General features: G+C 34.5%; 24 protein-coding genes and 1 pseudogene. 6 read left to right on the top strand and 19 right to left on the bottom strand.

Annotation, left to right across the window (positions count from 1 at the left end):
• Positions 1-308: 308 nt before the first annotated feature.
• Complete coding sequence (locus ACVWXS_RS22735; RefSeq protein WP_456960268.1) at positions 309-1,595, bottom strand: MFS transporter; 1,287 nt, start codon at positions 1,593-1,595, stop codon at positions 309-311.
• Positions 1,596-1,743: 148 nt separating this feature from the next.
• Here ACVWXS_RS22735 and ACVWXS_RS22730 point away from each other — a divergent pair, with 148 nt between their 5' ends.
• Entirely contained in the window at positions 1,744-2,994 is a 1,251-nt protein-coding gene (locus ACVWXS_RS22730) for a helix-turn-helix domain-containing protein (RefSeq protein WP_456960267.1), read from the top strand.
• A 48-nt stretch (positions 2,995-3,042) separates the two neighbouring features.
• Here ACVWXS_RS22730 and ACVWXS_RS22725 read toward each other — a convergent pair whose 3' ends face one another.
• From ACVWXS_RS22725 to ACVWXS_RS22695, 7 genes are all read right to left on the bottom strand, one after another.
• Positions 3,043-4,947, bottom strand: a complete 1,905-nt coding sequence (locus ACVWXS_RS22725) for an endonuclease MutS2 (RefSeq protein WP_456960266.1) — start codon at positions 4,945-4,947, stop codon at positions 3,043-3,045.
• Positions 4,948-5,725: 778 nt separating this feature from the next.
• Positions 5,726-6,043 (bottom strand): hypothetical protein, encoded by a 318-nt coding sequence (locus ACVWXS_RS22720; RefSeq protein WP_456960265.1) that lies wholly within the window; start codon positions 6,041-6,043, stop codon positions 5,726-5,728.
• 119 nt (positions 6,044-6,162) lie between these two features.
• Positions 6,163-6,330 (bottom strand): hypothetical protein, encoded by a 168-nt coding sequence (locus ACVWXS_RS22715; protein ID WP_456960264.1) that lies wholly within the window; start codon positions 6,328-6,330, stop codon positions 6,163-6,165.
• A 205-nt stretch (positions 6,331-6,535) separates the two neighbouring features.
• Positions 6,536-7,441 carry an EamA family transporter RarD gene (rarD, locus tag ACVWXS_RS22710; protein WP_456960263.1) on the bottom strand — a complete coding sequence of 302 codons (906 nt, stop codon included), beginning with the start codon at positions 7,439-7,441 and terminating at the stop codon, positions 6,536-6,538.
• Between the two features lie 140 nt (positions 7,442-7,581).
• The gene (locus ACVWXS_RS22705; protein WP_456960262.1) at positions 7,582-8,115 is read right to left on the bottom strand and encodes a hypothetical protein; all 534 of its coding nucleotides are present in this window, start codon (positions 8,113-8,115) and stop codon (positions 7,582-7,584) included.
• A 262-nt stretch (positions 8,116-8,377) separates the two neighbouring features.
• Positions 8,378-9,553 (bottom strand): toxic anion resistance protein, encoded by a 1,176-nt coding sequence (locus ACVWXS_RS22700; RefSeq protein WP_456960261.1) that lies wholly within the window; start codon positions 9,551-9,553, stop codon positions 8,378-8,380.
• A gap of 426 nt (positions 9,554-9,979) precedes the next feature.
• Complete coding sequence (locus tag ACVWXS_RS22695) at positions 9,980-10,219, bottom strand: hypothetical protein (RefSeq protein ID WP_456960259.1); 240 nt, start codon at positions 10,217-10,219, stop codon at positions 9,980-9,982.
• Between the two features lie 262 nt (positions 10,220-10,481).
• Here ACVWXS_RS22695 and ACVWXS_RS22690 point away from each other — a divergent pair, with 262 nt between their 5' ends.
• Both ACVWXS_RS22690 and ACVWXS_RS22685 read left to right on the top strand, forming a co-directional pair.
• Positions 10,482-11,030: a MarR family winged helix-turn-helix transcriptional regulator gene (locus tag ACVWXS_RS22690; RefSeq protein ID WP_456960258.1), complete on the top strand. Its 549-nt coding sequence runs from the start codon at positions 10,482-10,484 to the stop codon at positions 11,028-11,030.
• 93 nt (positions 11,031-11,123) lie between these two features.
• The gene (locus tag ACVWXS_RS22685) at positions 11,124-12,320 is read left to right on the top strand and encodes an MFS transporter (protein WP_456960257.1); all 1,197 of its coding nucleotides are present in this window, start codon (positions 11,124-11,126) and stop codon (positions 12,318-12,320) included.
• Between the two features lie 550 nt (positions 12,321-12,870).
• Here ACVWXS_RS22685 and ACVWXS_RS22680 read toward each other — a convergent pair.
• The 6 genes from ACVWXS_RS22680 to ACVWXS_RS22655 all read right to left on the bottom strand — a co-directional run bounded on the left by ACVWXS_RS22680 (position 12,871) and on the right by ACVWXS_RS22655 (position 17,218).
• Positions 12,871-13,005 carry a hypothetical protein gene (locus ACVWXS_RS22680; protein WP_456960256.1) on the bottom strand — a complete coding sequence of 45 codons (135 nt, stop codon included), beginning with the start codon at positions 13,003-13,005 and terminating at the stop codon, positions 12,871-12,873.
• A 368-nt stretch (positions 13,006-13,373) separates the two neighbouring features.
• The gene (locus ACVWXS_RS22675; protein WP_456960255.1) at positions 13,374-14,594 is read right to left on the bottom strand and encodes an ABC transporter permease; all 1,221 of its coding nucleotides are present in this window, start codon (positions 14,592-14,594) and stop codon (positions 13,374-13,376) included.
• A 7-nt stretch (positions 14,595-14,601) separates the two neighbouring features.
• Positions 14,602-15,507: an ABC transporter ATP-binding protein gene (locus tag ACVWXS_RS22670; RefSeq protein WP_456960254.1), complete on the bottom strand. Its 906-nt coding sequence runs from the start codon at positions 15,505-15,507 to the stop codon at positions 14,602-14,604.
• Between the two features lie 12 nt (positions 15,508-15,519).
• Positions 15,520-16,041 carry a DUF2812 domain-containing protein gene (locus tag ACVWXS_RS22665; protein WP_456960253.1) on the bottom strand — a complete coding sequence of 174 codons (522 nt, stop codon included), beginning with the start codon at positions 16,039-16,041 and terminating at the stop codon, positions 15,520-15,522.
• A gap of 324 nt (positions 16,042-16,365) precedes the next feature.
• Positions 16,366-16,902: a DUF2812 domain-containing protein gene (locus tag ACVWXS_RS22660; protein WP_456960252.1), complete on the bottom strand. Its 537-nt coding sequence runs from the start codon at positions 16,900-16,902 to the stop codon at positions 16,366-16,368.
• Positions 16,895-17,218 carry a PadR family transcriptional regulator gene (locus ACVWXS_RS22655; RefSeq protein ID WP_456960251.1) on the bottom strand — a complete coding sequence of 108 codons (324 nt, stop codon included), beginning with the start codon at positions 17,216-17,218 and terminating at the stop codon, positions 16,895-16,897. The genes ACVWXS_RS22660 and ACVWXS_RS22655 overlap by 8 nt, the downstream gene beginning before the upstream one ends.
• 261 nt (positions 17,219-17,479) lie before the next feature.
• On the opposite strand from ACVWXS_RS22655, the gene ACVWXS_RS22650 reads away from it, so the two are divergent.
• Entirely contained in the window at positions 17,480-17,710 is a 231-nt protein-coding gene (locus ACVWXS_RS22650; protein WP_456960250.1) for a hypothetical protein, read from the top strand.
• An 88-nt stretch (positions 17,711-17,798) separates the two neighbouring features.
• On the opposite strand, the gene ACVWXS_RS22645 is transcribed toward ACVWXS_RS22650, so the two are convergent.
• A complete protein-coding gene (locus ACVWXS_RS22645; protein WP_456960249.1) occupies positions 17,799-18,368 on the bottom strand; it encodes a TetR/AcrR family transcriptional regulator in 570 nt (189 codons plus the stop codon).
• Between the two features lie 191 nt (positions 18,369-18,559).
• On the opposite strand from ACVWXS_RS22645, the gene ACVWXS_RS22640 reads away from it, so the two are divergent.
• Positions 18,560-19,318, top strand: coding sequence for an SDR family oxidoreductase (locus ACVWXS_RS22640; protein WP_456960248.1), 759 nt, complete (start codon positions 18,560-18,562; stop codon positions 19,316-19,318).
• 468 nt (positions 19,319-19,786) lie between these two features.
• Positions 19,787-19,951 carry a hypothetical protein gene (locus ACVWXS_RS22635; protein WP_456960247.1) on the top strand — a complete coding sequence of 55 codons (165 nt, stop codon included), beginning with the start codon at positions 19,787-19,789 and terminating at the stop codon, positions 19,949-19,951.
• A gap of 337 nt (positions 19,952-20,288) precedes the next feature.
• On the opposite strand, the pseudogene ACVWXS_RS22630 reads toward ACVWXS_RS22635, so the two are convergent.
• The 4 genes and pseudogenes from ACVWXS_RS22630 to ACVWXS_RS22615 all read right to left on the bottom strand — a co-directional run.
• Positions 20,289-20,516: pseudogene (locus ACVWXS_RS22630) on the bottom strand (transposase); the annotation flags it as partial.
• A 90-nt stretch (positions 20,517-20,606) separates the two neighbouring features.
• Positions 20,607-20,990, bottom strand: a complete 384-nt coding sequence (locus ACVWXS_RS22625) for a hypothetical protein (RefSeq protein ID WP_374967309.1) — start codon at positions 20,988-20,990, stop codon at positions 20,607-20,609.
• A gap of 1,018 nt (positions 20,991-22,008) precedes the next feature.
• Entirely contained in the window at positions 22,009-23,211 is a 1,203-nt protein-coding gene (locus ACVWXS_RS22620) for an Abi family protein (RefSeq protein WP_456960246.1), read from the bottom strand.
• 438 nt (positions 23,212-23,649) lie between these two features.
• Positions 23,650-23,832: a hypothetical protein gene (locus tag ACVWXS_RS22615; RefSeq protein WP_456960245.1), complete on the bottom strand. Its 183-nt coding sequence runs from the start codon at positions 23,830-23,832 to the stop codon at positions 23,650-23,652.
• Between the last annotated feature and the right edge of the window lie 143 nt (positions 23,833-23,975).

Raw genomic sequence — 23,975 nt, 5'->3', positions numbered from 1 at the left:
TAATTCAAGCTTCGATTATAAAGTTTCCTATATTGCTGATGAAACCTTTAACTCCGATGATAAAGTTCCTTATATCGCTGATAAAACCTTTAACTCCGATGTAAAGTTCCCTATATCGCTGATAAAACCTTCAACTTCGATGATAAAGTTCCCTACATCGCTATAAAACCTTTAACTCCGATGATAAAGTTCCCTACATCGCTGATAAAACCTTCAACTTCGATGATAAAGTTCCCTACATCGCTGATAAAACCTTTAACTCCGATGATAAAGTTCCCTACATCGCTGATAAACCTTCAACTTCGATTTTAACTCGCTGTTCGCTCTGTCAAAGTTCCGTTATTATAAAACTCTGGATGTGCTTCTTTTAAGACAGATGTCCGCAGCATAACTAACGCTATCGTCACGATAATTGCACTCGTGACAAGTAAAATAACCGTTGCTGGTAATGTATCGTACAAGAAGCCAAAAATCATCATACCAATCGGCATCATAGACATTGCCATTGTTTCCATCAGTCCAAATACACGTCCACGATATTCTTCTGTGATCAGCTTTTGCATATAAACGCCAATTGGCATGTTAATCCCCATTTCAAAAATAGCGAATATAAAATAAAACACAATGTAAAAAGTAACAATTCCTAAATAAGAAAAATTTGAAACCAACGGAATAACAGCCAGACCTAAACTACTAGCCAACAGTATTAAGCTGATTTTAGAGAAACGTAGTGGCACTTTAACCTCTGCCCGTGTAGCGAAGTAAAGGGAGGCAACTAACATACCAACTGCACCTGATGCCTCAATAAAACCAAAATGAGTTGATTTTACTTTTAGTAATTCAATAATAATATACGTCCCTCCAACAACGATGGCGGAGAAAAACAAATTAATCCATAGTGAAATCCACATGACTGTTTTAATGACTTTTTGTTGCTTAATATAATGAAAACCACTACCAAGCCCTGCCCAAATTTTTTCCTTTTTCACATCTTCCCCTCTTGTACTATACAGATTAAAATTCATTGTCGATTCTAAGCAAAAAGCAAGCGCGTATGCTACCATATTGATAATTAAAAATACTTCCATTGGGAAAAATCCGTACAACATTCCCCCAATTACCGGTCCACCAATCATAGCCACAGACGTAGACAATTGATTAAATGACATTGCTCTCTGTAACCGTTCTGGGTTAACCAAAGTTGCAATGGAAGATGAAAACGTTACACCTGAAAAGGCAGAGCATATCGTATTGAATATTGTTGTCACGTAAATAGCGTAAACCGATATTCCAACTGTTTCTGTATAAAGAAGTAAGCCCCCTACTGTCAAAATGGTACCAGCTTGTGCGATTAGAATCGTACGCTTTTTCGAATAATGATCCGCTACATAACCAGCCACTGGTGCTAGCAGTGCTCGTGGTAAAACAGAACAAATCATATTCGTCGCAAAGCTCGTTGCTGACCCCGTCATAGCTAAAATATACAAACTGAACCCAAATGTAAGCACATGTGCCCCAAGCATAGAAATCATTTTACTAGCTGTAAATGTCCATAAATGATACGTCGCCTTTTTATATTTTTCTGCTTCAGTCATCTAAAACCCCTCCATATTTTTAACTAAATTAAAAAGTTTAATTTTATTAAACAAAATATAACATAGCTCCCACTTTTCACGCAAGAAAAAGTTTAATATAATTAAACAAAATAGTTGTATTTACTTATAATAAAAAGGAGACGAGGCAGTGGACTCTTTAGGCACACGAATTCGCAAATTAAGAAAAGAACGAAAATTAACATTAGAGGCACTTGCCGGTGATCGTCTAACAAAAGGTATGCTAAGTCAAATTGAAAATGATAAGGCCAAGCCCTCGATGGAAAGTCTTGAATATATAGCGGAACGTTTAGGAGTAAAGGCAAGTGAATTACTAGAACAAGTAACACCCTCTTCGCTACGTCAACTTTTAGAGCAGGTAGAAATTTTGTTTGCGGATTTAAAAACTGGTGATACAGATAATGTGCAGCAAATCGTCGAGATGATGAAGCCATATGTAGAAGAGCTTCCGCTTTGTTATGAAGGAGGTCGTTTACTTTATATATACGCTGCAGCACAATATCATACGGGATTAACGACATGGGAGTCACCGCTGCAAGAGGCACGCTTTATATTTAAAGAAATTAACTTACTAAGTCATTGGTTTGAAACCTATATTTTACAGTTGGGTATATTATCAGAAAATCGAAAATACAAAATGGCCTATTCCTGTATTTTACAGGCGAAAGAAGAGGCTGAGCAGGAAAATTATCAATTAGATTCACGGGATGAAGTGAAAATGGCTTATTATATTAGCATTTTTCAGGTAGCAATTGGCGAACTTGAAGCAGGCAAACAGCTCATTAACGAGACCATTACCAATGCACATAAAAACCAATTCTACTCTTATATAGATGATATGTATCGTATTGGGGCGTTTTGTGCCATGATTGACAATGATTTCGAGCAAGCAGAGCATATGTTGAAGAAGCTTGAGCAATATCGGATTTTTGTAGAACAAGTGGATGTCGATGCTTTTATTTTCGGATTACGTGCGCATTATTATAACAGTTACACTCACGATTATCAGCAGGCACTAGAGGAAATAGAACGTTTTGGAACGCTTATGCACGAAGACTCGATTAAACTTGATAAAAACCTTTATTATTCAGAAAAAGGAAAATCCTTATATTTATTAGGTCAATATGAAGAAGCTAAAGAAGCATTTCAACATTTTACAAACGCTCCTCCGTTCATCTTACATCCATTTGACATATTAAGTTTAAATGAGTGCTTTTCCTATAAAGCACTTTGCTATGCACATTTCGGTGAGTTAACAACTGCCTATGAAATTGCCAAAATGGCCTATATGGATTCACACGATTTAATCGATCTTCCTTATAAACAAAAAATTGAGGAAACGTATTTTGCGATTAAAGCACAAATAAATTCGATTCAATAGATAAAAGGGATTGCACATTAAAATTTATGTGCAATCCTTTTTTGACTTTTAGCTCGATTTATCTTTCTTCATTTCCTTCTGAATCTTGCGAAGGGCTTTTTTTGAACCACGCTCAATATCATGCTGTAGCTTTCGTTCTTTATAATCCACAAACAATGTCTCTACGTCATATCCTTCTGGGTATAATTCTGTTGCTGGTAGCTCTAATGCCAGTCGCTTAACATGTACCTTTATGAATTCTCTCTCATAGAACACGACAACATTATAGAAATTATCCATTTCTTCATAAACAATTCCAACGTCATCATGATCCAACAGCTTCACACGGTCTCCCTTTTTAAATTCATACTTTACTGTTGTTCCCCTATTTTCAATCTGGGGCTTCCTGATTTTACTGTTATTTACTCGTTCAAGATGATAATCCTTATTGTCAATATAGCCTTTCGCTCTTTGTAAAACTGTTTCGCGTATATTCATCTTTTTGGAAATCCACAGCGCATTACTTTCTCCAGACGTTCCGATGATTAATTGATACAACGGTTCTAATGTGTCACTATTAAAACGCATAGCCGCATTCATAAAGTCACTATGCATTTCGGAAAAACGCTTAATTTCACCATAATGGGTAGTTGCCACTGTTATGCATCCCATATGATAGAATTCCTCTAAAATGGAAATAGCTAATGCAGCACCTTCATTTGGTTCAGTACCACTGCCGATTTCATCAAATAGTAAAAGCGTATTATTATTGGATGCCCTCATAATATCTGAAAGATTTTTTATATGCGATGAAAACGTACTAAGTGCATTTTCAATACTTTGATTATCACCAATGTCGACAAAAACATTAGTAAATACAGCTATTTCAGTACCTTTATCCGCAACAATATGGAAGCCCGACATGGTCGCCAATGTTAGCAGGCCAATTGTTTTTAACACAACGGTTTTTCCGCCAGCGTTAGGCCCTGTAATGATTAAGCTGCGATAATCTTGGCCAATTTCAAAATAAAGTGGCACTGCCTCACCTGTTAACAGTGGATGCTTACAATTGACGAGCTTAATATAGCCATAATCATTCAAACTCGGTTCGACGCCTCCAATATGTTTGCTAAACTTGGCTTTGGCAAACACCATATCATATTGACTAATCAACTCCATGTTAATGTTGATTTCACGGATATTTTCCATCAGGAGCCCTGATAATGTCGCCAAAATTTGATATTCCTCGACCGCTTCCTCTGCTTTTAAAATACCCAACTCTACATTTAATTTCGCCACTGCACTTGGTTCCATAAAGACCGTTGCACCTTTAGATGAAACCTCTACTACCGTCCCTTGCACATGATTTTTATAAGAAGCCTTAATAGGGATTGTGTATCGATCATCCTTTTTACTAATAAAGAATTCCTGGATATATGTTTTATTGGCACTACTATTTAAAAATTTAGTTAAACGGTCTTTAATTTTTTCCTCAGTTGTTTCGATATGATTTCGGATACGTTTTAGTTCTCTACTAGCTGCCGAATCGACTCGATTTGCTTTAATAGCAAAATTAATTTCCTCTTCTACACTTTTAAATTCAGCCATCGAATTGGCATAGGATGCAAGTACTGGCGCAAAAAATTCCTTTTCCAGCATAAATTTTTTAATTATTCTACAGCCTCGTAAAAAGTCTGAGATGCTCACCAATTCACTTGGGTCCAAGATGATACCCTTCTCCAGCTTTTTAATCGTATTGTCAATATTCGAAACGCCTAAAAACGGGACATGGCCTTCCGCATCTAAAATTGCTCGTGCCTCTGTCGTTTCATTCAAACGATTTTTAACAACTGTTACATTTGGGCTCGGTGTTAATTTATCTAATAACTGTTTACCTAATCCACTGACACAGTATGATTTTACGATATCCTTTAATTCATTGTATTGTAACTTCTCAAGAGTAGCTTGATTCATTATTGATTCTCCTCACTATGATTTTTTTCATCATCATTCATGAAGATACCTACTTATTAGATAGCAATGATTTTTTATTGGCTCTACATCAAATGTTAGAGTGAAGCACTATGTGAAGTTTCATCATGGGTACGGCGACTGACTCTCCACTTTGAAGGGACACCTCAACAATTAATATAGAACCTTTATATTAAAAAAAACAAAAAAGCTGTGGGGATCCCACAGCTTTTACATTACAAGGCATGTGTAAAAAAGCATCGTGAAAAAGACTTCAATCAATTATGCCTCGGCATAATTGCGTCCGGAATCGGAAAGAAGTTAAAATGAAGCACATTCAGACCATTACACGCTTTATAAAGTATTGTAGGTATCTTCATAGGTTTCGAAATAAATCCACGACTAAATAAGGGGTCACTTTATGACAAAAATCCCCTGTCGTCATTAAATTTATTTCATTAAGTTGTTCCTATTTAGAACCTACCGCACTCACAAAAAGCACCTCTCATTTATTATAATGTATAATCATTGTTATCTAATTGACTGCCACCATATTACTATATGCTGGCAAAAAAGTAAAGTTTCTTATTTTTGACTAACAATAAAAATAGAGATCTTCTCGTGTTCGTTTTTTTTTAGATGTTCAAAAGATTAAATACAAATTGCTATGATAATTTATTAATAACAAAATACAAATATGCAGCTAATACCAATCAATATGTAAATTATTTTAGTAAACCAATAAGATAATTGATCTAGCCAAAAAGTCGCTTTTTCCAAGTCACCATTCAAAATCCATTCCATTTAGTAACAATTCAAAAAAGAATATACCGAAAGACATGCCAACTATACATAACGCAAAGTATAGTAATTTAACTTTCATACTTTGATCATTAAAAACCATGCCAGAGTAACGATAAACCCAGTAAACAATAGGGCATAAAATTAATAAACAAAAAATACTTTCTAATGAAAAACTAAACTGAAAATCTTTATGTTCTCTTTCACTCATAAAAAAGGCTAGGCCACCCGAAACAAAACCAATTGTATAACTACTAAATAATAAATGAGTTAATGTTTTATCTTTTTTAATTTCCATGCTCTACCCCTTTTATATCCTAATACAACGTTCCAAATGTTTTCCTAAGTAATACTTCCTAGCACTTTTAAGTTGTTATCCAATATTTCTTCTCAAGCTGTAATTTATAGCTATCCGTTCTATGCCCTATCTTCTTCCACAAGACTTAGTTTTGCACAAAGATATCCAACGATATATTCTCTACTTGTCATTTCTTCTACATCTTGATTAGCAACTAGTTCTTCGATAGCTTCTGAAATAACGTGCCATAATTCTGTGGTCTCATACTTTTTATATGGGTGATTCATTTTATTCCCTCTTTTATTTGTTTTCTTCTTTTGAAACTCCTAGAATTCCCTACTATAGTATCCCCTTAATTTAAATACCAGAAATATATTATCATACAAATATTTCTTAGTTATTCGGAAATGTTTACAAGGGATATTATTACAACCATCCAAAAGGTTAATCCATGCAAAAAGGACCTGTAGAAAATTTCTACAAGTCCTTTTTTTAGGCCGATTTATGATGGGCCCTTCTCGTTTCAATGATTTTCGAGCCTGAAAACAGTAGTAAGGCTGCCCAAATAATGCTGAATGCCAATAGCTCGATTTGACTAAACGGTTCCTTATAAAGGACGATCCCTATAACTAACGTAATCGTTGGCGATACGTACTGAATAAAGCCTAATAAATAAAGCGGAATATTTTGTGCACCTTTCGCAAATAAAATTAACGGTACTGCTGTTACTACGCCACTGACAATCATGAGAATGTCTGTTTTGACATCGACATGTAAGAATGAGGCTTGATTCGTTGTAAAGAGGTAAACGTAATAGCCTAATGCAAACGGTAGAATAAATAACGTTTCTATGGCTAGACCTCTTGTCGCATCAAGCTTAATTTTCTTTTTTAGTACACCGTAAATTGCGAAGGATACGGCAATTAGTAAAGCTACCCATGGGACTGAACCATAATTAACCGTTAAAATAATTACAGCGAAAAAGGCAATTCCAGTAGCTATCCATTGTGCTCGGCTAAGCGTTTCCTTAAAGAAAATAACCCCCAAAATAACTGACAGCAAAGGATTAATATAATAACCTAAGCTCGTTTCAATTATGTGGTTATGGTTAACTGCCCAAATATATAAATACCAGTTCATCGAAATAACGAATGAAGCTCCAGCAAGCTGCCAAAAATGCTTTTGGTGTGACCATAAATATTTTAGATCCGCGATAAGATCCTTACGCATTCCAAATACTATTACTGCTAGTACTGTAAAGACAAAGGACCAAATGACACGTGATAATAAAATTTCCATACTCGGCACATGCTCAAGCAATTTCCAATAAAGAGGAAATGCACCCCAAAAAGCATAGGCTAAAAATGCTGACAAAACACCTTTTTTCTCATTTGACATTGCCTTTAACTCTCCTACTCTTGTTTGTATCAATTATGACTTTGCATAATTGATACAATTAACATCTTAAAGAATAGACTAATTATAGGACTTTGCTTCGTAACTGTAAATGCCGAATTTGAATAAAGGCAACAATGTCGTTACTCTTTGTTTTCAGATTCTAGCTCAGAAATATATTTACGCACCATACTATAACTAATATCTGGATTAATTTGACGTTTTATTCGAATATGAATTTCCTTAATACCTACGCCCTGTTCTCGCATATCGCGTATCATAGATTTTAACGGCCCTGACAATGACTCCCTCGACAAAGCTGTATGTTTACTTAATTCAATTAACAGCTCTGTATTTTGTTGACGAAGCTCCTTTAGTTCATTTACGACACAATTATATTCCGTTAGCTTTTTTTGCAAGACCGCATTTTGCTGCTTCATTTTTTGCATTTCTTCTACAAGCTGGACATTTTGTTTCTTTAAAGTTTTTCGCTCCTGCTCCAAAACATGATGCTTTTCATCTAAATCTGTATGCAAAGCATTGTAAAGTTCTTCGATATGCATTAATTCCTGATAGCGACTTTGCGATACTAGCATAAGCGTTTCTGTCATATCTATGGCAAGCGTTCCATCCTTTAATTGCTCACACGATAATGTAGTTAAATTCATTTTCTTCATCGTCTTTTCTCCATTCCATTACTAAATAATTCGTGTAATGGTATTGCTTTGTTTAACATCGTTCTTCTTCCTTTGTGTTTGATAACCATTCTCATTTAAATCATCATAATGAGTATTTTTTATTTTGTCAAAATAAATATGCTCCTATTCCTAGTGATTCTTCCCGAAACACATCACTTTAGGCGGTTTTTCGGTACCTAACAAATAGTAGAGAGCTCAAAAAAAGCTTCTTGCGTAAGAGAGAATGCAAGAAGCTTCACGATTACATCTTTTTCAGTTTTTCGTATTCAAGCTGCAAACGTTCTATGCGTTTACGCCCTTCCTCACGATTTCTCGCCGTTTCTGCTTGAATTTGCTTCGTTTCTTGAATACCGGACATAATTGTTTGCCATGTCGTTTCAATTGTTTCAATTTTAATGCTTGGACTACCTGCCACACGAGCAATATTAACACTATTTTTACTAATATTTTCTGCATTTCGTACAAGCATTTCATTCGTACGACGGTCTAGTTCACTCATAGAATCAGAAATTAGCTTTTGGCGTTTTAACGTTACTGCATGAATAAGTCCTTGCTTAAATATAGGAATTGTCGTAACAAACGCAGAGTTAATTTTTGCAATTAAATGGTTATTGCCTTGCTGCATTAAACGAATTTGTGGTGCAGACTGGAACGAAACTTGCTGCGCCATTTCCAAATCATAACGACGTTGTTCCAGTAAATCCACTGCACGTAGCATCGTTTCATATTCCATTGCCGCTAATTGATCACCAGTTTGTGCTTTTTGTTCAAGTGCTGGTAATGACGCTCGAACCTCATCTGTTTTCACTTCAATTGCCGCAATAAACTTACTTAAAGTTTGGAAGTAATTTAAGTTTTGATCATATAGATTTTCAAGATCAATTGTATTACGTTTCATTTCACCTTCGTATTTTTGAATCTCACGGTGAATAACATCTACTTCCTTATTCATACTATCATATTTGGATAAGAACCTTTCTAATTGTTCTTTCCCTTTGCTAAACAGCTTTGTCAGGAAGCCACCTTTTTTATCCTCTGCAAAATCTTGAGGATCAAATTTATCCATAATTCTATTTAAATTGTTTAATAATACACTCGATTCCTCAAGCTTACTTGTTTTCATCGTTGCTAGCATTTTATCTGAAAAAGTAGAAATACCATTCGCTGTTTCTTTTCCAAGCTCTAACATGGCAATTTGGTCTTTTACATCAATTTTTTGTGCTAGTGCATGGATCTCAGGATTTTGCTTTAATGCAAGTTGATTTTGAGCAATTTGTGATAGCTCTTGCTCAGAAACAAGTACAGGTTTTTGTTTTTGCTCTTGCTCCACCTGTAATAGTGGATTAGGCTGTAATAATGGATTTTCTGATGCAAATGGATCTTTTGATTTTAATAGGTCGTTGTCGAATTCAGACATAAAGTTTTACCCCCTGCGATTTATCTCTTCTATTACATACGATTTCAAATCGAAAAAGTTTCGTTTATTCAAGCATTGCAAAATAAGAGTCACTTACTATATATGAACTCTCATGATTTTGTAGTTGAAAGCAATAATGAGCTGGATCAAATCTATCGACAAAAAGTGTTATACGCTCACGGCTATTTAAGATTTCTAGCAATTCATCACTCATAGGAAGTTGCTGTTCGAGCTTTACAAAGAATTGTTCTTTCTCCTCTTGTGTTGCAGGACGATAATTTGACGATTCTTTTACTAAAGATTCAATCTTTGCTTGAGATCACATAGCTTCAACCCCTGTCATAAATTATAGCTTGTTTCACTAGAAAATTCGACTGAATACGCGAATTACTATACATTGTTTTCTAGTATTAGCATATTTGAGGTTTACCGCCATATTGTGTAGTTGATTTCCGTTCCGACTGGGCGTTTTGTTGCTGTCGCTTCGCTTTCGCGCAGAGCAGAGCTTCCTGGGGGCGTCCGATGAGCCGCTTCACTCGCGTTGCTCGCTCCAGGGTCTCGGGCCAACATGATGTTGGTCACGAAGGCGTTATCACAGGACGTGATGCTCTTAGCCTTCGTTCCTCTATCGCTAATCCCCAAGGAGTCGCCCAGCCTCCACTCCAATCAACTTATATACAATACATACGTCTTAACAAATGTCATCCACAACTTTTGGTGATGAGCTGTATTTGGAAAAAAAGCAGCCACCTACTGTTTAACTATTTTAAAAAGTGAATTCTTATTTAATGTCACACATTAAATGTATAGAAATTAATTTTGTGTTGCTTTAGATTAAAGAAATTTATGGTAATAATACCTCTTGCATCAATTTAGATTTATAGTTAGAATGATATATAGTTAGATAATCTAATTAAAAGGTGATTAAATGACAAAATTTAAAAAAATGTTCACTAATGAAGATGATTTACCAGTATTAGGCTTAGAGCCGTATATTGAGTTGATTCAAACTTCTTCTTTGGATAATACGGATCCAGAAGATGCAAAATTAGGATTAATGTTGTTGTGGTTAAGTGACTACGTTTTAGATGTAATGGATATTGATCTGGCTCCTTTCGGAATTACAGAAAGTAAATTAGACTTACTAATATTACTTACACTACATGGAGAAAGACGAGCGACTCCTTCTGCCATAGCTGAACGATTAGGGATTACGAGGGCATCGGCAACTTCAATGATAGATTGGTTAGAAAAGAGAAATTTTGTCGTACGGAATCATAGTAAAGAAGATCGCAGGAAAATTTATGTAAGTTTAACAGATGAAGGTCGTACTTTCGTTGCTGAGATTTTGCCAACTTATTGGTCGTCTTGTGCTTCTAATCTGATTGATTTGGAACCTGATGAACGAAAAGTCTTTGAGAAGCTGGTTAATAAATTATTAAAATCTATACAAAGGAGACTTGAGGTGGAACGTTAAACTGTAGCTTCGTTGATGCAGTTTAATTTTTTTAATCATTTAATTAGATTGTCTAACTATAAGTTAATCAAATTAAAAAGGGTGATTTATTGTATGAACAAAGCAATTACAGGAAACCAAGCAAATTATTCTCTGATGACATTTATTTTATCTTGGTCAGGGATGGTAGTTATGTCTAGTTTATATTTAACAATACCTCTTATTAGTCTTTTCAGTGATTATTTTCATATTTCATTGTCCAAAGCAAGCGTCACTTCAAGTATTTTTTCACTTGGATTTGCTACAGGGTGTTTTTTCTATGGAGCTATCTCAGAAAAATATGGACGAAAAAATGTGATTGTTACGGGACTTTTTTCATTAAGTATTATAACGTTGCTACTAGGAATGGTTAATGATTTTTCTTTAATTCTACTACTAAGAGGGTTGCAGGGACTTGCGGCAGCTACATTTTCACCAGTAGCACTTGCATATACTCTTGAGGTATTTCCAAATGATAAAAAAGTAGGAGCAGTTGGATTTATAAGCACAGGATTTCTTGTAGCTGGAATTGTAGGTCAGGTATTTAGCGGATATGTTAGTGAACATACTCATTGGCATGTAATATTTTATGTTCTTTCTGTAGTGTATATTTTTACTGCGATCCTAGTATCGTGGTTTTTACCAAAAGGAGTGGCTCATAACCAAACCAAAAATATATGGGAGCCCATGAAAAAGATTGGTACTATTTTTACCAATAGAAATTTACTATTCAGTTATATGATTGCTTTCGTTCTATTAATGTCTTTTGTCAGTATGTATATTATTCTGGGTGAGTATCTTACGAGTGCTTCTTTTGGAATGAGTAGTCAGAAACTAATTTACATTCGATCTTTTGGTTTTTTAGGAATGATCATGTCACCTTTTGCAGGAAAATTAGCAAAACGATTCAATGTGTTGTTTGTACTTAAAGTTGCCTTGACTCTTTCGATTATCGCACTAATCATGATGAGCGTTATTTCAAACATAATTGGTTTAACCATGATTAGTATCATATTTGTTAGTGGAATTGCTCTTGCTGTCCCTTCATTAGTGACACTTGTTGGTCAATTAGGCTGGAAAATGGGTGGCATTGCAGTCTCTATGTATACGGTTATTTTATTTGCTGGAACAAGTGTTGCGCCCATTATATCTGTTTACTTTATGAAAACGGGTAGCTTTACATTAGCATTCATTCTTCTTGCTACAACACTTAGTATCGGATTAGTTTCTGCAATAATGATAAAAATGCAAACTAAGAAAATCCTAAATTGATTATTGATGGACTATCAGCATCAAAAAGTTTCTTCTCAAATTTTAGAACGGTGCTTTTTTGTATAGCTACCATTTTCTCTAAGTCATCCGAGTGAAACGGCAACATTAGTAATAAAAATAGTACTGTTAAAAAATTATTTATACTAAAAAAGGCTACTTCTGGTTTCTAAAACACTCTTCTTTAACTCCCATGAAAGAACGTAATAACCTTTCATTTTCTGTGGTGTAGCGTTGATTTTACGCGACATGGATGGCTAACTTGGGCTTTAGTGGAATAAGGAGTATAAACATAATTAAACTTTTAAAAATCTAAACTTAGTTAAAAAGAGAAACTCCATTTTGATCAATCTTTTCAAAATGGAGTTTTTACATTAGCTATTAAATAAGGCTTAAAACACATTTTTTAATCACTCTTTACTCCAAAGTCTACAGATTAAACTTTTTTCAAATTGGATTCTTTTTATTTTCTGTAGAATAAGGATTTGTGAGTTACTATTGCCTCCAAACAGAATGTACGCTTCGAGAATGTACGTTTAATCACTGTAAATATTTACATCATTAGGGTTGTTGTGGGCTCATCACCATAACGTGTGGTTGATTTCCGTTCCGACTGGGCGCTTTGCCGCTGACGCTTCGCTTTCGCGCAGAGCAGAGCTTCCTGGGGGCGTCCGATGAGCCGCTTCACTCGCGTTGCTCGCTCCAGGGTCTCGGGCCTACACGATGTAGGTCACGAAGGCGTTATCACAGGACGTGATGCTCTTAGCCTTCGTTCCTCTAGCGCTAATCCCCAAGGAGTCGCCCAGTCTCCACTCCAATCAACTTATATACAAGGCATACGTCTTAACAAATGTCACCCACAACTTTTCGTGATGAGCCTTGTTGTGGTAGTCAATGAGATTATTTAGAGGTTTATCAAACAAAAAAGTACACCACTATATAAGTGATGTACAAATTATTAAATATAATGTGTGACATTAAAGATAACCTCTTGATATTACTGTTTTATAATACATTCACTTATCTTTAATTTTACAGGATGTAGCTGCTTTAATATCATGTTGTCACTTTTAACACGGTTTTAATTTTCTGAATAACGCCACCTGTACTATATGTTAGCACGCTGCGTTTATAGAACGATAAACTAAATACGTAAGCCACGATAATTGTCGCCACTAAAATACCTAAAGATATAAGTGGCACCATCACGCCAACATCTGTTGCACCAATTCGCATCGGCATGATCATACCAGAAGTTAACGGTATATAAGAGAAAACTTTGATTAAAATCGTATCTGGATTGCCCATTCCTGAAAGCATTACATAGAATCCCATCATTGTAATAATCATTGCTGGCATTAAAACTTGACCGGCTTCCTCTACTTTTGAAACTAACGAGCCGAATAATGCGCCAATAATTAAATAAAGCATAATTGTTAATAATAGGAATACTACAGCATATATGACATAGCCAACCGAAAGTTCTTTAACAATACCGGCTGCCATATCCCAAACAGCTCCACCTTTCACAAATTTCGCATAGACAAGGAATACCACTGCAATAATGCCCATCTGTGTTAAAGCGAGTAGTAATACTCCCGCAATTTTTGCTTTAAAATGGGTTGCTGGTTTGACACTTACTAGGAGCATTTCCATTGCCCGAGAACCTTTTTCAGAGGCAATTTCAGTTGTAATCATTGATAGGAAAGTAGAAATAAAGAAGTAGATTAAAATTCCGACAGCATATGATACGACTAACCCTGATTGTTTTTCTTCCTCACTTTTACCGCCTGCTGTTTCTTCATTTAAATTTTTGTTTGAAATAACTGTTTGTGCATCCATAATTTGCGCAGCCTGCTCTGATGATAACGACAGCTGCTGAACAGCATAATTTTTACCTGCATATTGCAATAATGAAGAAATCGTTGTTTGATCATTCAATTTTAAAGGAGTAAAAGTTGCAATTTCAGCTTGTAATTGACCCTTTTCATCACTTATTGTAATAATTGCTGCGAGCTTCTCATCTTTAACCTTTTGCTCTAACACTTTACTATCCGTTTCGTCCTGAATAAACTCCATGTCCCCGTTTGACACAAAAATCTCACTAAAATCCGCTGATGTTTCATTCACAATGGCGATTTTCTGTGCCTCTTCATCGCCTGTAAAAAGCTCCTTAATATCCGACCAAAAAACGGCGACGGACATAATAGCCACGTACAGTAATGTCATTATGACGAAGGATTTAGATTTTATTTTTGATTTGTATAATTGTGTCATCAATAAATTAAACTTCGACAATGTTGCCACCTACCTTATCTTTAAAGATTTCATCTAGTGTTAAATAATCTAAGCTGAATTTTTCAATGTACTTCCCATTTGAAAGCTGATCAAAAATGCTCTGTGCAAAACTTTCATCTTCTAAAGTCAACACCGTTTGCTCTTTCTCTACGCGAACATCTTGAACTCCTTCAAGTGCCAGCAATTGTGTTGTCGACCAGTCTGTACGTACCGCTAGCTTAATTTTGCCGTATTGTTTCTTTAAATCTAGTAAACTACCTGAAAAAAGAGAAACACCGCGTTTTAATAAACAAAGATGATCACAAAGCTCTTCAACATTATCCATTTGGTGACTAGAGAACAAAATGGTAGTACCTTGTTCCTTTAACAGTAGAATAGCATCCTTTAGTAAATCTTTATTTACCGGATCAAGACCACTAAACGGCTCATCTAAAATCAAGAATTGTGGCTTATGAATAAAGCTTGCTATTAATTGTACTTTTTGTTGATTTCCTTTTGATAATGTCTCGGCTTTATCTTTTCGCTTTTCTTCTAGCTCGAAACGACTGATCCAAAAATCAATTTCTTTTTTTAGCTCAGCTTTTTTCATGCCGCGCAGCTCGCCAAAAAAGTAAAGCTGATCTTCTACCTTCATAGTTGGGAAAATCCCTCGTTCCTCTGGTAAATAACCGAGTACATCACGGTTTATAGCATTAACCGACTTGCCATCCCATGTAATTGTGCCGGCTGTTGTTTCCTGTAAATCTAAAATCATGCGGAACGTTGTTGTTTTACCCGCACCATTTTGTCCAATCAATCCAAAAATTTCACCTTTCTCAATGGTGAAATTTAAATCATTGACTGCTGTAAAATCTTTATACTTCTTCGTGACATGTTGTAATTGTAATGTCATCGTATTTCCTCCCTACCCTTCAAATATATGTAATTCATGTTGTAATCCTTTTTTTCGCTTTTCAATTTTCAAAATAAGTATGCACATCGTTATCGCTACTAAAAAGTTTATAAATCCCATCGCTGAATTTAGGAGATTTACTGTTAATCCAAGTGAAAAGTTAGTAATGCTCATAAAAAGATTGAATAATGCTAGAGGAATAAAGAGACGGTTTAGTGATTGTAAATAATGTATTTTCGAAGAATTGTCTGAAAATAACTCAAACGGTCCTTCTGATGCCTTTTTACGATAATAGGCCCAGCCTGCAAACTTGGAAACACGCTCTATATTCATTGTCTCTAAAAATTCAAAATAGTCTTTGTTCTTCCCTTTTACTAATTCGTTGCGATAAATGTATTGACCAGGTTCCCCTTTTTCAAATACAAAGTAACCTAAAATTGTTTTCTTAAGATCCCATCCATGTGCCGCCATGTCGTTGACCCATGCCTCTTCTTTTTCATAATCTAGAAAAATGCGATAGACTCTTTTTTTCATGTAATCTCCTCACTTAGTCTGAAAGAAATGAATTTAAGATTTCTAGAAATACACCTAGAAAATTTATCGACATAGTTGGTTAAATGGGTAAACAAGCATTTAACTTCATATAAAGATAATTTTATTTTGGAAATATTTAAATTTTTCTAATTTCCCGGAAAATAAATCAATGGCATTTCCTTCTTTTCTTAAAGTATCCCTACACCCAAAATATTTTAATATTCTTTCGTTTTAACACATATATTCACCAAAGCTGCAATTTTAAAAAACAGTATTTTCAAAACACACAATTGTGGTCGATTATTTTTAAATGTATCTTTCCTATTAATCTGTAAATACATCTAAGTCTCTTTTTAAATGTTTCCGTAATCGAATGAGTTTGAACAATGGTATAGAAAATACCAAAACTACTAAGAGGTTCCCTATATTAAGGGACAATCCAAACCAGTCTACTTCGTACTCTGAAAAATCCCCACTAAGTCCAATGATCCCGACCATTAAGTTAAGTAAGATAACCCATAATAGTACCGTTACTTTTTTGGAAAGATTACTGATTTTTGTTTTTTTATCCGTGTATAGTTCAAATGGTCCTTCGTATGCTGGCTTTCTAAAAAATACAAAATTGCCAGATCGGTCCACCTGCTCTATTCCCGAGGACTTTAGAAATTCTAAGTATTCTTCCTCATATGAGGCACCAAATCTCTCCAATTCATCATGGCGATAAATATAGCTACCTGGTTCACCACGTTCGAATGTAAAACGAATCCAAGTGAATTTTTGCAAATACCAGCCTTGGCTAGCCATTTCATTGACCCATTTCTCAATATCATACGGGTTGACGAGTAATCGATATTTATGCATTTGTTCCATCCTCCTGTGTTATACGGATGCCATTGTCAAAAAGTTCCCTTAATCTCAAAATTTCATATTCCACAACTTTTTTTCCACTCTCTGTAATCATGTATTCCTTTTTTCGCCCATCATCATCTAGTGCCTCAATCCACCCTCGCTCGAGTAATGTTTTGATCGCCCCATAAATTGTTCCCGCTCCAAGTCGAACTCGGCCGTTGCTCATTTCCTCTACAAATTGCATAATGCCATAACCATGCCTTGCCTCAAATAATGCCAATAAAATATAATAAACGCCCTCTGTTAACGGCGGGTGCTCCTGTGTCATACAACATCCCCCTCTATATCGTCTAACAATATATCGACCAACGATATATTTAAAATATATCAGCAGTCGATATAGTTGTCAATTCCGTTCTTCACATTACAAGCTTTTCAAAAGGCTTCTTTATTTAAACAAGGTTCTTTGTTTATTTTTCGAATGATGCCAGAGCAGTTCTTGATCTCACCTGAGCCGTTTCCCTGGATACCCGAGCTGTTCTTGACCTCACCTGAGCAGTTTTCCTGAGGCGTTCTTGTTCCACAAACAATGCTATCTGATTTTTACAATAAATTAGCTTCTCTTCTTCCAGCAACGTATGGAGCTGATGGCTATTACACAATTATTTTTGGAGGAAACGCTGACAATCTAATAAGCAATAGTAGCTCGTTAGGAATTATCATCGCTGTAACCTTGGCCATTTCTACTACGGTCGTTGCTTTAAAAAGAGAAAAAGTAAAAAGCGAAAGCAAGCAAATCGTCACTGCTTCTGTTCAATAATATTGTCAAAAAGCGATGTACTAATGACAAGTTAGTGCATCGCTCATTAAATCGACTATTTTGTTCCACGCTTCTATCCGGTTCTGTATTACTTTTCGTCAATTCGCAAAATAGCCGCAAGTTGTTTATTCAAGGTACTAACGCTATCCTCAAAATCCTGGCGATACCATTGGATGATTAGACCGATGATTGCGTTTGCTTGATAAGCACTATAATAATCAATGGATATTTCATCATGCATGTTATAATGAGTGGTTAGGTCTCTTCTCATCAGCGAATGAATTCCATCAAATAACATGTAATAGTAGGTCAAAGGCACATTTTTTGAAAAAACAATGCGATAGAACATTTTAAAGCGCTCTATATGATGAAAAATACGAATCGTATTTGGATCTAATTGATTCTTATCCAATATTGTTACTGCACGATATGGTTCCTCATAGGAATTATATAAATCCTCCATAATTCCCTGAAAGTATTCCTCAAATAGCGCTTCCTTTTGCTCATAATGCAAGTAGAAGGTACCTCTGTTCACCTTTGCCACCCGACAAATTTCTGCAATCGTAATATTTTCCAAAGGTTTCTCACTCAATAAAGTTAACAGAGCATTATGTAATGCTTGCTTTGTTTTGACAATTCTTAAATCGTTCGCACTCAAACTTTTCATCCCCTTACTAAACAGATTTTGTATATGTGTTGATTACTGAACAGTTCTTAGTTTTTTGCATATTGAAATCGCTTTCAATATTATTATATGATTTTAATGAACACATGTTCAATATCTAACGTAATACATCCGTGTAATGTTCATACAAAGTGAACAAGCATAAATAATAGGAGGTCTTTGTGATGAGATTAGAAGGTAAAGTAGCAATCGTAACAGGTGCAGCATCAGGTATGGGGAAAGCAATTGCAGAAGGTTACGCAAAAGAAGGCGCAAAGGTTGTAGTTTCTGACTTAAACTTAGAGGGTGCAGCGGCTGTTGTTGAAGGTATAAACGCAGCTGGGGGCTCAGCGATCGCTGTTCAAACAAATGTCGCATCAACAGAAGACTTACAACGCTTATTTGATGAAACAAAAAATGCTTATGGTCAATTAGATATTTTAGTCAATAATGCTGGCATTATGGATGGTATGGAGCCAGTAGGTGAAATTTCTGATGAACGTTGGGATAAAGTATTTGCGGTAAACACGACTGCTGTTATGCGTTCGATGCGTATGGCAACAGAGATTTTCCTTGCACAAGGACATGGTGTCTTTGTGAACAATATTTCTGCTGGCGGTCTATATGGTGCTCGTGCTGGGGCTGCCTATACTGCTTCTAAGCATGCTGTCGTTGGTTTAACTAAAAACACAGCGTTTATGTATGCAGATAAAAATATTCGCTGTAACGGTATTGCTCCAGGTGCAGTTATGACAAACATTGCTTCTACCATAACAAATGTGAGTCAAATAGGTGCGGCTCGCCAAGCACTAGGTATGTCCATTAATCCACGTGCTGGACAACCAGAGGAAATCGCTCAACTAGCTATTTTCCTTGGCTCAGATGAAGCAAGCTTTGTCAACGGACAAGTCATTGCTGTTGATGGTGGTTGGACAGCTTACTAAAAATAAATAAGCACGCACAGAATTACTCTGTAAAATTAAAGACAAGTGAATGTATTATAAAATATTAATATCAAGAGGTTGTCTTTAATGTCACACATTATATTAAATAATTAGTACATCACTTATATATAGTGGTGTACTTTTTTTGTTTGTTAGACCTCTAAATGAACTCATTAACTACCACAACTAACCTACGAAAGGAAATATTTACAGCAATTAAATGTTGCGGTAAAATAGAACATACATTCTCAAAACGTACATTCGATTTGGAGGCAATAGCTTGAAAGAATATAAAGTAAAAGAAGTAGCTGAAAATAGCTTTTGCTACTTTGAATCTAACTGGAAATGTTGTTGGAGTCTTTGCTAATAAAGACAACGAAGAATTTAAAGATATTTACGAGAGAAAAGTCCCTCAAACTTTCCATTATAAGTATGATTACGATAAACTTTACCGGTTCCTTGATATAAGTGAAAAAGAATACAGGTCTGAATGGAATAGCGGAAGAACAATTTGAAGCACTAGATAAAGCATTAAATAAAGGGGAAATTGACCGTCACTTTTATTACGATTATGCTATATCTTTTATGAAAAGTGATATTATTGAGTTTATCAATCGAAATCCAAATAAATAAGGATTAAAATAATTCACTCATTCAAATGTTGATGGAGAAAAAAGCTTCCTAAAGTGAGGTTAGGAACTAATAATCATAAAGCGCCAAAACAAATTACTCGATTCAATAGGGTGTTTTGTTACCTAACTTTGATTTGGGAATGCTTATTAGATTTATTTTGTATACTTGAGTCAATTTCATAATAGATTTTTCATTAGCTAATTCTCGCAGAATTATTATTATCCATTTTTAAAAAAAGTTTAAAAACAACATTCTAAAGAACTAAAAACGAGCACACCAAATAAGAGTTTGAACAACTTTTTTTCAAAACTTTTACATTACGATTCATTCTTAGATTTTAGACTGCTTCTTTCATTTCGTTCATCTGTTTGTTAATACGATCAACGGCCAATTTACTGAGCGTATAAACGAGGCAAGAAATATCAAAGTCTACTTTAGCCAATGCACCTCCTCGATGGCGGATGTTGTCGAGCTGGAAGAATTCTTTGAGGTATGCATTTACTCGTTCAACAGCCGTATGCTTTTTGTATAATTCTTTGTAACTATGGCCTCCTCTGGCAGGAAGTTAAGCAGCTACTTTTTGAGCCTTTTTACCTCTAAATGGCTTCAACCTTTTTTCCTCTAAAGATAAATAAAGCTTAAGTCAACTTAAACATCAACCATTTTTTAAAAAATTCTGATCTTCGTTCAACTTTTCTAACCATTTTTCAAGCGTCCGTTTTATCTCAAACCTATCCCTTGAACTAATTTCCATTAGCGTATCCCATTTCCCATTAGTGATTGCTAATCCATACTCGCCGCTCGCTCTTGAATCTGGATACCACCCTAAAACAATATGTATCCTTCTATTTTCATCTTTAGGTACATTCCAACTCCCTTTTTCAAGTTCCATTTTACTTATTTGAAGTAGGTCTTGTGTAAAGAATGTCCAATTTGTTAAGAAATCATCTTCATTGGGGTCTGATATCGGTTCAACATCATAAAACCTATTATAATAAATAGCGAAACCTTGTGGTATTCTTAGTTCCATTAAATTCATGTTATCATTCCAATCTAATAAAATCCGTGTTTTATTTACTTTTGTTATCTTTGGACCTCTGTCAAGATAGCAGACACAAAATTTAATGATTTAACGTATTAAAGTAGTACTGGCATTCAAAATCAGATGGCGTGCTGTATCCGATTGATGAATGAATGCGTTCATGGTTGTAATGTCGAATACAATACATCTGGAGTTCTTCCTTTCTCTCTCTAGTGTGTGGTAGTGGTACTAAACACTTCGAGATTTGGGGAGGTACTCCTTTTTTTATGCCTTAAAATTTCAAGCCCAGTAAGGCTTTCGATTTATGAAATTGATTCTACTTTATAAATCTTAGTTGCACAAGCACCCGTTAGCCATCCATGTCGCATAAAATCATCGTTACACCACAGAAAATGAAAGATTATTACGTTCTTTCATGGGAGTTGAATAGCAACAATCTTTTAGAAAACAACCTATATCTTTTATTACTTAGAAGTTTAAGAAATAGGCTTTAATATACAATTAAAAATTAATATAAGCTCTGTTTAAATTACTGCAACCTTTTAAAATTTGGGTATTAAAGTGCTAGAAAAAAGAAAGAAGGACAACTGTCCACATATAAGTGATTGTCCTTCTTTTTTAATTAACGAAAAATAAAAAGCTAAATAAAAAGCCTAGTTTAATCTAATTAAAGAAGATTCTCTTGATCAAAGATATAATAAAGATTAGGACATAACTAGACAAAACCTTAAAAAGCGCGAGAAAATCAATTTTAGAAACGATGATTTCTCGCGTTTTTCTGATATTTTTTTATTTTGATTGAAAAAAATATACTTAGATATCCAAGCCTATTCTGTCTCCTCTAAAATTAATCAAGATTAATATTTATATTAGAGTATAAAGCAAAACCACCTTATATGGATAAGGTGGTTAGGGACATTTAGCAAGCTGCGATAGCTTGACACGCCGTCTTGGCTACACGTTATTTTATGTATTTAATTTAACATATATACATTTAAAAATCAATATTAAAATTTTACATCCATAAATAAATATTGAAATTCCCCATTCGATCAAACAATTTAGTAGCCAATGTTAACCTTTTTGTTTTAGTTAGATAATCATAATAGTCCCATAGGAATTGCTTAACCTCACTCATATCAACATATAAATTTAGAACCTTCAGCGCATCAAATAATCTTACAATATAATGACTTCTCATTGGTTTTAAATCTAATTCTGAAATTAGATGTGCGTTAATAGAAAGTTTATTGGATGTTCTAAACCTATTTATCAATTCAAAATGAGCGCAAGTGTTTCTAAGTTCTTTTATTATTGCAATTGAATTTAAGAATTTCTCTTTATCATTTGGTTTAAGGTTGAAATTTTGAAGGATTTCATTAAATGTCCTTTTATCTAACCCATACATTAATATTAGAATATCGTTTAACATTAATGGCTTAATAGTTACCCAAAATGGAGGGTTTTTATATTCATTAATATAATTGAACTTTATTTTACAGTCATCTATATAGTTAAGACCATAAATTCGTTCGGAAGAAATATTTAATCCTGTTAAAGAAATGATGGTCTTAGAAACTGTAGTATACGAATGAATTAAACTCAATAAGGCAGGTTGATCGCTATTAAAAAATGTAAGGGTCCCTTCCTTAACTTCTCTAAGAGATATTGAACCAAACCGACCAGAAAAATCACCTACAAGTTTTGTCTTATTTTTCCTAGTATCAAAAATTACTTCACCATTAAACTCACCTCTAAAATTCCCTTCGAAATAGTAATTTTTTCTAAAAAGTTTATGCTTTTCAAAATAATTAACATACTCAGCTGGACCATCTGTAGTGCTGGGCTTTTTATAATAATTAATATCTACATAGTTATTATTCCCAGCCAATGTTGAGCAATGACTTTTACAAAAGAAATATGCTATAGACGTTTTTAATTTTGTTTCAAATTCTGAGATCTTAGTGAAAATCAAATTTGATAATTTCATATCAAAATCATATAAGTCTATAAAATCATCGAATTGTTTGTTGGTATATTTTTTTGGAGTTTTTTTGTGATCATCTAATAATAAAGTTTCAAATCCATTAACGAGATTAAAATAACTTTTATCCATTAAGTGCGTTTTAGTATCTTTAAGATTGGAAAATCCAACCCCTCTGCCTTTTAACAATCGAATTTGATTGTAAACATTTTGGAATTCCTTATCTGCAGGCAAACCTACCCCTCCTTCATTAATCAATAATACTATCTTATCGTATTTAAAGACTCCTGAATAATCAATTTATCATAGATAAATCACGAATATAGGAAAAACCCATGTGTTTTGATGCAGTTCTCAAAACATGGGTTTTATTTAATGCACCAATATATGACACAAGGTTACTTAGAAGGTAGTGTTCCAATACTTAATTCTTTACTTCTTCCTTATCTAATAAATCAAAGAAAAACTCACATTCTCTGAACAATAGCATTAACTGATATCATAAAGTTGCGCACCTTCAACTTTAATCTCTTGCTTTAAGCTCGGTAATATTTCCTTCAAATCCCAAGACCCCTTAGGAATTGTTATTTTTAGGGACCTATTTTCATTTGATTTTGGTGAGGACTCAGTCTGGTCTTGTGTTATGGTACCTGTATTATAATCATTCTTCTTTCATCCATTTAATTGCAAATAACCCTCAAAACCCTTTTTTAGTAATAAATTTTCAGACATCGGTAATTCAGGCGCCGGTTCCGCATATGTTATTGATATTAGTGGCTTATATTTTTGAAGTATAGATTTCTCACTACTAACAAACTTTTTATATATAGCTAAATTTTCTTGTTCACTTTTCAATAATAACCCTTGATTAGTTGCTGAATTTTTAATCCAACCATGTTCAATTGGATAGGCTACACTAAGTTGGACAGATAAAATAAGGGGTTGTAAACTTAGACTATTAAAAAAAGGAGCGTGCTACTATGACACGTCAACGTCGA

The sequence above is a fragment of the Lysinibacillus sp. TE18511 genome, from assembly GCF_054062295.1.
Note: the sequence above shows the minus strand (reverse complement) of the source record. Positions and strands in the feature narration are given on the sequence as shown.